The sequence below is a fragment of the Streptococcus sp. CL8.13 genome (genome assembly GCF_049737895.1).
This window is the reverse complement of record NZ_JBKOTT010000070.1, coordinates 1-4,915: the sequence shown is the minus strand read 5'-3', so window position 1 is coordinate 4,915 and position 4,915 is coordinate 1. Positions and strand designations below refer to the sequence as shown.

Annotated in this window: 7 protein-coding genes; all 7 read left to right on the top strand. The window is 42.2% G+C overall.

Translation table 11 applies throughout. The annotated features are described in order from the left end of the window. Positions 1-1,991, top strand: a 1,991-nt coding sequence (nrdD, locus tag ACLNCN_RS03340) for an anaerobic ribonucleoside-triphosphate reductase (RefSeq protein ID WP_424844614.1), incomplete at its 5' end; no start/stop codon positions are given. A gap of 11 nt (positions 1,992-2,002) precedes the next feature. Then, entirely contained in the window at positions 2,003-2,143 is a 141-nt protein-coding gene (locus ACLNCN_RS03335; protein WP_000521621.1) for a hypothetical protein, read from the top strand. A 197-nt stretch (positions 2,144-2,340) separates the two neighbouring features. Continuing rightward, the gene (locus ACLNCN_RS03330; protein ID WP_084862770.1) at positions 2,341-2,847 is read left to right on the top strand and encodes a GNAT family N-acetyltransferase; all 507 of its coding nucleotides are present in this window, start codon (positions 2,341-2,343) and stop codon (positions 2,845-2,847) included. Then, positions 2,840-3,430 (top strand): anaerobic ribonucleoside-triphosphate reductase activating protein, encoded by a 591-nt coding sequence (gene nrdG, locus ACLNCN_RS03325; protein WP_084862771.1) that lies wholly within the window; start codon positions 2,840-2,842, stop codon positions 3,428-3,430. Before ACLNCN_RS03330 ends, nrdG begins: the two co-directional genes overlap by 8 nt. A 253-nt stretch (positions 3,431-3,683) precedes the next feature. After that, positions 3,684-3,992, top strand: a complete 309-nt coding sequence (gene rpsJ / locus ACLNCN_RS03320; RefSeq protein WP_001284513.1) for a 30S ribosomal protein S10 — start codon at positions 3,684-3,686, stop codon at positions 3,990-3,992. An 81-nt stretch (positions 3,993-4,073) separates the two neighbouring features. Continuing rightward, positions 4,074-4,700 (top strand): 50S ribosomal protein L3, encoded by a 627-nt coding sequence (gene rplC / locus ACLNCN_RS03315; RefSeq protein WP_000160197.1) that lies wholly within the window; start codon positions 4,074-4,076, stop codon positions 4,698-4,700. A gap of 24 nt (positions 4,701-4,724) precedes the next feature. Next, on the top strand, positions 4,725-4,915 hold a 191-nt coding region (rplD, locus tag ACLNCN_RS03310), incomplete at its 3' end, for a 50S ribosomal protein L4 (protein WP_424844613.1).

The following is a 4,915-nucleotide window of genomic DNA, read 5'->3' as shown; positions in this document are numbered from 1 at the left end:
AGATTTACGAAATTCAAAATATCGTAGAACATGAACTCCTTGAAGCCAAAGAATATGCGCTAGCTGAGGAGTATATTACTTATCGGACACAAAGGGATTTTGAGCGTTCAAAAGCGACAGATATCAACTTTAGCATCCATAAACTTCTCAACAAAGACCAGGCCGTTGTCAATGAAAATGCTAATAAAGACAGCGATGTCTTTAACACCCAGCGTGATTTGACGGCGGGGATTGTTGGGAAATCAATCGGACTGCAAATGCTCCCTAAGCACGTAGCCAATGCCCACCAAAAGGGGGATATCCACTATCATGATTTGGATTATAGCCCCTACACACCTATGACTAACTGCTGTTTGATTGATTTTAAAGGTATGTTGGAGAATGGCTTTAAGATTGGAAATGCAGAGGTAGAAAGTCCCAAGTCTATCCAGACTGCGACAGCTCAGATTTCTCAAATTATCGCCAACGTTGCTTCTAGCCAGTACGGTGGCTGTTCAGCTGACCGTATCGATGAAGTTTTGGCGCCTTATGCAGAGAAGAATTACCAAAAACACCTCAAGGATGCGGAAGAATGGGTCTTACCTGACAAACGGGAAGATTACGCTTGGAAGAAAACCCAAAAAGATATCTATGATGCCATGCAATCTCTCGAGTATGAAATCAATACTCTCTTCACTTCAAATGGGCAAACACCTTTTACTTCACTAGGTTTTGGTCTGGGAACCAATCGTTTTGAGCGTGAAATTCAAAAAGCTATCTTGAACATCCGAATCAAGGGACTTGGTTCAGAACACCGCACAGCTATCTTCCCTAAACTTATCTTCACGCTTAAAAGAGGACTCAACTTAGAAGAAGGGACTCCCAACTACGACATTAAGCAGTTGGCTCTTGAGTGTGCAACCAAGCGGATGTACCCAGATGTCTTGTCTTATGATAAGATTATCGAATTGACAGGTTCCTTCAAGGTTCCGATGGGATGTCGTTCATTCCTTCAAGGATGGAAGGATGAAAATGGAGTTGAAGTTAACTCTGGCCGTATGAATCTAGGGGTGGTGACGGTCAATCTTCCTCGTATTGCCCTTGAGTCTGAAGGTGATATGAATAAGTTCTGGGAAATCTTTAACGAGCGGATGAACATTGCAGAAGATGCTCTAGTTTATCGTGTCGAACGGACCAAGGAAGCAACACCAGCAAATGCTCCTATCCTTTATCAATACGGTGCTTTTGGTCATCGTCTAGGTAAAGAAGAAAGCGTTGACCAGCTCTTTAAGAATCGTCGTGCGACAGTTTCACTAGGCTATATCGGTTTGTACGAAGTAGCGACAGTTTTCTTTGGTAACAGCTGGGAAAGTAATCCAGATGCTAAGGAATTCACGCTAGACATCATTCGCGATATGAAACGCCGTGTAGAAGAGTGGTCAGATCAATATGGCTATCATTTCTCTATCTACTCAACACCATCTGAAAGTTTGACAGACCGTTTTTGTCGACTAGATACAGACAAGTTTGGCTCTATTCCTGATATTACAGATAAGGAATACTACACCAACTCTTTCCACTACGATGTTCGTAAAAATCCAACACCGTTTGAAAAATTGGATTTTGAGAAAGTCTATCCAGAAGCAGGTGCGTCGGGTGGTTTCATCCATTATTGTGAGTATCCAGTCCTTCAGCAAAATCCAAAGGCCTTGGAAGCTGTCTGGGACTATGCCTATGACCGTGTGGGCTATCTTGGGACCAATACACCAATTGACCGTTGCTACAAGTGTGACTTTGAAGGGGATTTTGAACCAACTGAGAGAGGATTTGCTTGTCCTAACTGTGGCAATAGCGACCCTAAAACAGTAGACGTTGTTAAACGGACTTGTGGCTATTTAGGTAATCCTCAAGCGAGACCGATGGTCAATGGGCGTCACAAGGAAATCGCAGCGCGTGTCAAACACATGAACGGCTCAACGATTAAAATAGCTGGTCACCAAGTAACCAATTAGAAAGAACTGAAATGGGAAAATATCAATTAGACGATAAGGGGCGTGCACAAGTGACCCGTTATCACGAGAAACACTCTAAAGGTGGAGCTGGTAAGAAAGAACGTTTGCTTAGCCTCAGAGAACAATTTTTAAACAAGAACAAGAAAAAATAAAAGTGATACTCAATGAAAATCAAAGAGCAAACTAGGAAGCTAGCCGCAGGTTGCTCAAAGCACTGCTTTGAGGTTGTAGATAAGACTGACGAAGTCAGTTACATATATCTACGGTAAGGTGACGCTGACGTGGTTTGAATTTGATTTTCGAAGAGTATGAGAGTCAGCTCTCGCTTTTCTCATAGTGGGAGGTAAGGATGGAACTACGCAGACCAAGATTAGCAGATAAAGAAACAGTTTTAGAGATGATGGCAGAGTTTGAAAAGAGCCAATCAGCCCATGATGGAGGATTTTGGGATACAGAGAACTTTGTGTATGAAGAGTGGTTGGAAACAAATATGCAAAAAGAGATGGGAATAAACTTGCCTGAAAATCGTGTTCCTTCTATTCAATTTGTATCATTTGATGATGTAGGTCGTGCTCTAGGATTTTTGAATCTGCGATTGAGACTGAATGAGGGGTTACTGAATTATGCTGGCCACATTGGCTACTCCATTCGTCCATCAGAAAGAGGCAAGGGTTATGCTAAGGAAACTCTCCGTCAGGGCTTGCAAGTTGCTAAGGGAAAGAACATCAAGAGAACTCTTGTGACCTGTAGCGTAAATAATCCTGCTAGCAGAGCAGTCATTTTAGTAAATGGTGGGCTCCTTGAGGATGTTCGCAATGGAGTCGAACGTTATTGGATAGAGGTAGCGAATGAATAATCCAAAACCACAAGAATGGAAAAGCGAGGAACTCAGTCAAGGTCGCATTATTGATTACAAGGCCTTCAACTTTGTTGATGGCGAAGGCGTGCGTAACTCTCTCTATGTATCAGGCTGTATGTTTCACTGTGAGGGGTGTTATAATGTAGCGACTTGGTCTTTCAATGCTGGCATTCCCTATACAGCAGAATTAGAAGAACAGATCATGACAGATCTCGCTCAACCTTATGTTCAAGGCTTGACCTTGCTGGGAGGGGAGCCCTTTCTCAATACGGGTATTCTTTTGCCGCTCGTTAAGCGCATTCGAAAGGAATTGCCAGACAAGGACGTCTGGTCATGGACGGGCTATACATGGGAAGAAATGATGTTGGAAACTCCAGATAAACTGGAACTCTTATCATTGATTGACATTCTTGTCGATGGACGGTATGACCGAACTAAGAGAAATCTCATGCTCCAGTTTCGAGGGTCGTCCAACCAACGAATTATAGATGTGCAAAAATCGCTCCAAAGTGGGCAAGTAGTGATTTGGGATAAGCTTAATGACGGAAAAGAAATCTATGAACAGGTGAAGAGAGAGTAACTTTCTTCCATAGAATACATAAATAAATGACCTGCTAAAAAAGAAAACATTTTCATGTTAAAAATTTTAAAAAACAGCAACAAAACCCTTGCAATCGCAGGGGCTTTGTGTTATTCTATTATGGTGCTGTAAATTACAGCCTTAGCTTTGATGCAAGAGGTTGCGACACGCTCGGTTGCATTGCCACGCAACGCCGCGTCGGTTTTCTTGTGGAGCTAGCCTATTATCTTAAATAGACGAAAAGGAGAAAAAGATGGCAAATAAAAAAATCCGTATCCGTTTGAAAGCTTACGAACACCGTACGCTTGACACAGCGGCTGCAAAAATCGTAGAATCAGCTACTCGTACAGGTGCACAAGTTGCGGGTCCAATCCCACTTCCAACTGAACGTAGCCTCTACACAATCATTCGTGCGACTCACAAATACAAAGACTCTCGCGAACAATTTGAAATGCGTACACACAAACGTTTGATCGATATCGTTAACCCAACTCAAAAAACAGTTGATGCTTTGATGAAATTGGATCTTCCAAGTGGTGTAAACGTAGAAATCAAACTTTAATCTAAAGCTTGATATTTGAGCATAAAAAACGCTCGTTAAAAACTTTTTGAATAAAAAATATAGAAAAGGAACTATTTTCTCATGACAAAAGGAATCTTAGGGAAAAAAGTGGGAATGACTCAAATCTTCACTGAAGCTGGCGAATTGATCCCTGTAACAGTTATTGAAGCAACTCCAAACGTTGTTCTTCAAGTTAAAACTGTTGAAACAGACGGATACAACGCTATCCAAGTTGGTTTCGATGACAAACGCGAAGTATTGAGCAACAAACCTGCTAAAGGACATGTAGCGAAAGCTAACACGGCTCCTAAGCGCTTCATTCGTGAATTCAAAAACGTTGAAGGCTTGGAAGTTGGTGCTGAAATCACAGTTGAAACATTCGCAGCTGGAGACGTTGTTGACGTAACTGGTACTTCTAAAGGTAAAGGTTTCCAAGGTGTTATCAAACGCCACGGACAATCACGTGGACCAATGGCTCACGGTTCTCGTTACCACCGTCGTCCAGGTTCTATGGGACCTGTTGCACCTAACCGCGTATTCAAAGGTAAAAACCTTGCAGGACGTATGGGTGGCGACCGCGTAACAATTCAAAACCTTGAAGTTGTACAAGTTGTTCCAGAAAAGAACGTTATCCTTATCAAAGGTAACGTACCAGGTGCTAAGAAATCTCTTATCACTATCAAATCAGCAGTTAAAGCTGGTAAATAATAAAGAAAGGGGAAATCAGTCACAATGGCAAACGTAACATTATTTGACCAAACTGGTAAAGAAGCTGGCCAAGTTGTTCTTAACGATGCAGTATTTGGTATCGAACCAAATGAATCAGTTGTGTTTGATGTGATCATCAGCCAACGCGCAAGCCTTCGTCAAGGAACACACGCTGTTAAAAACCGCTCTGCAGTATCAGGTGGTGGACGCAAACC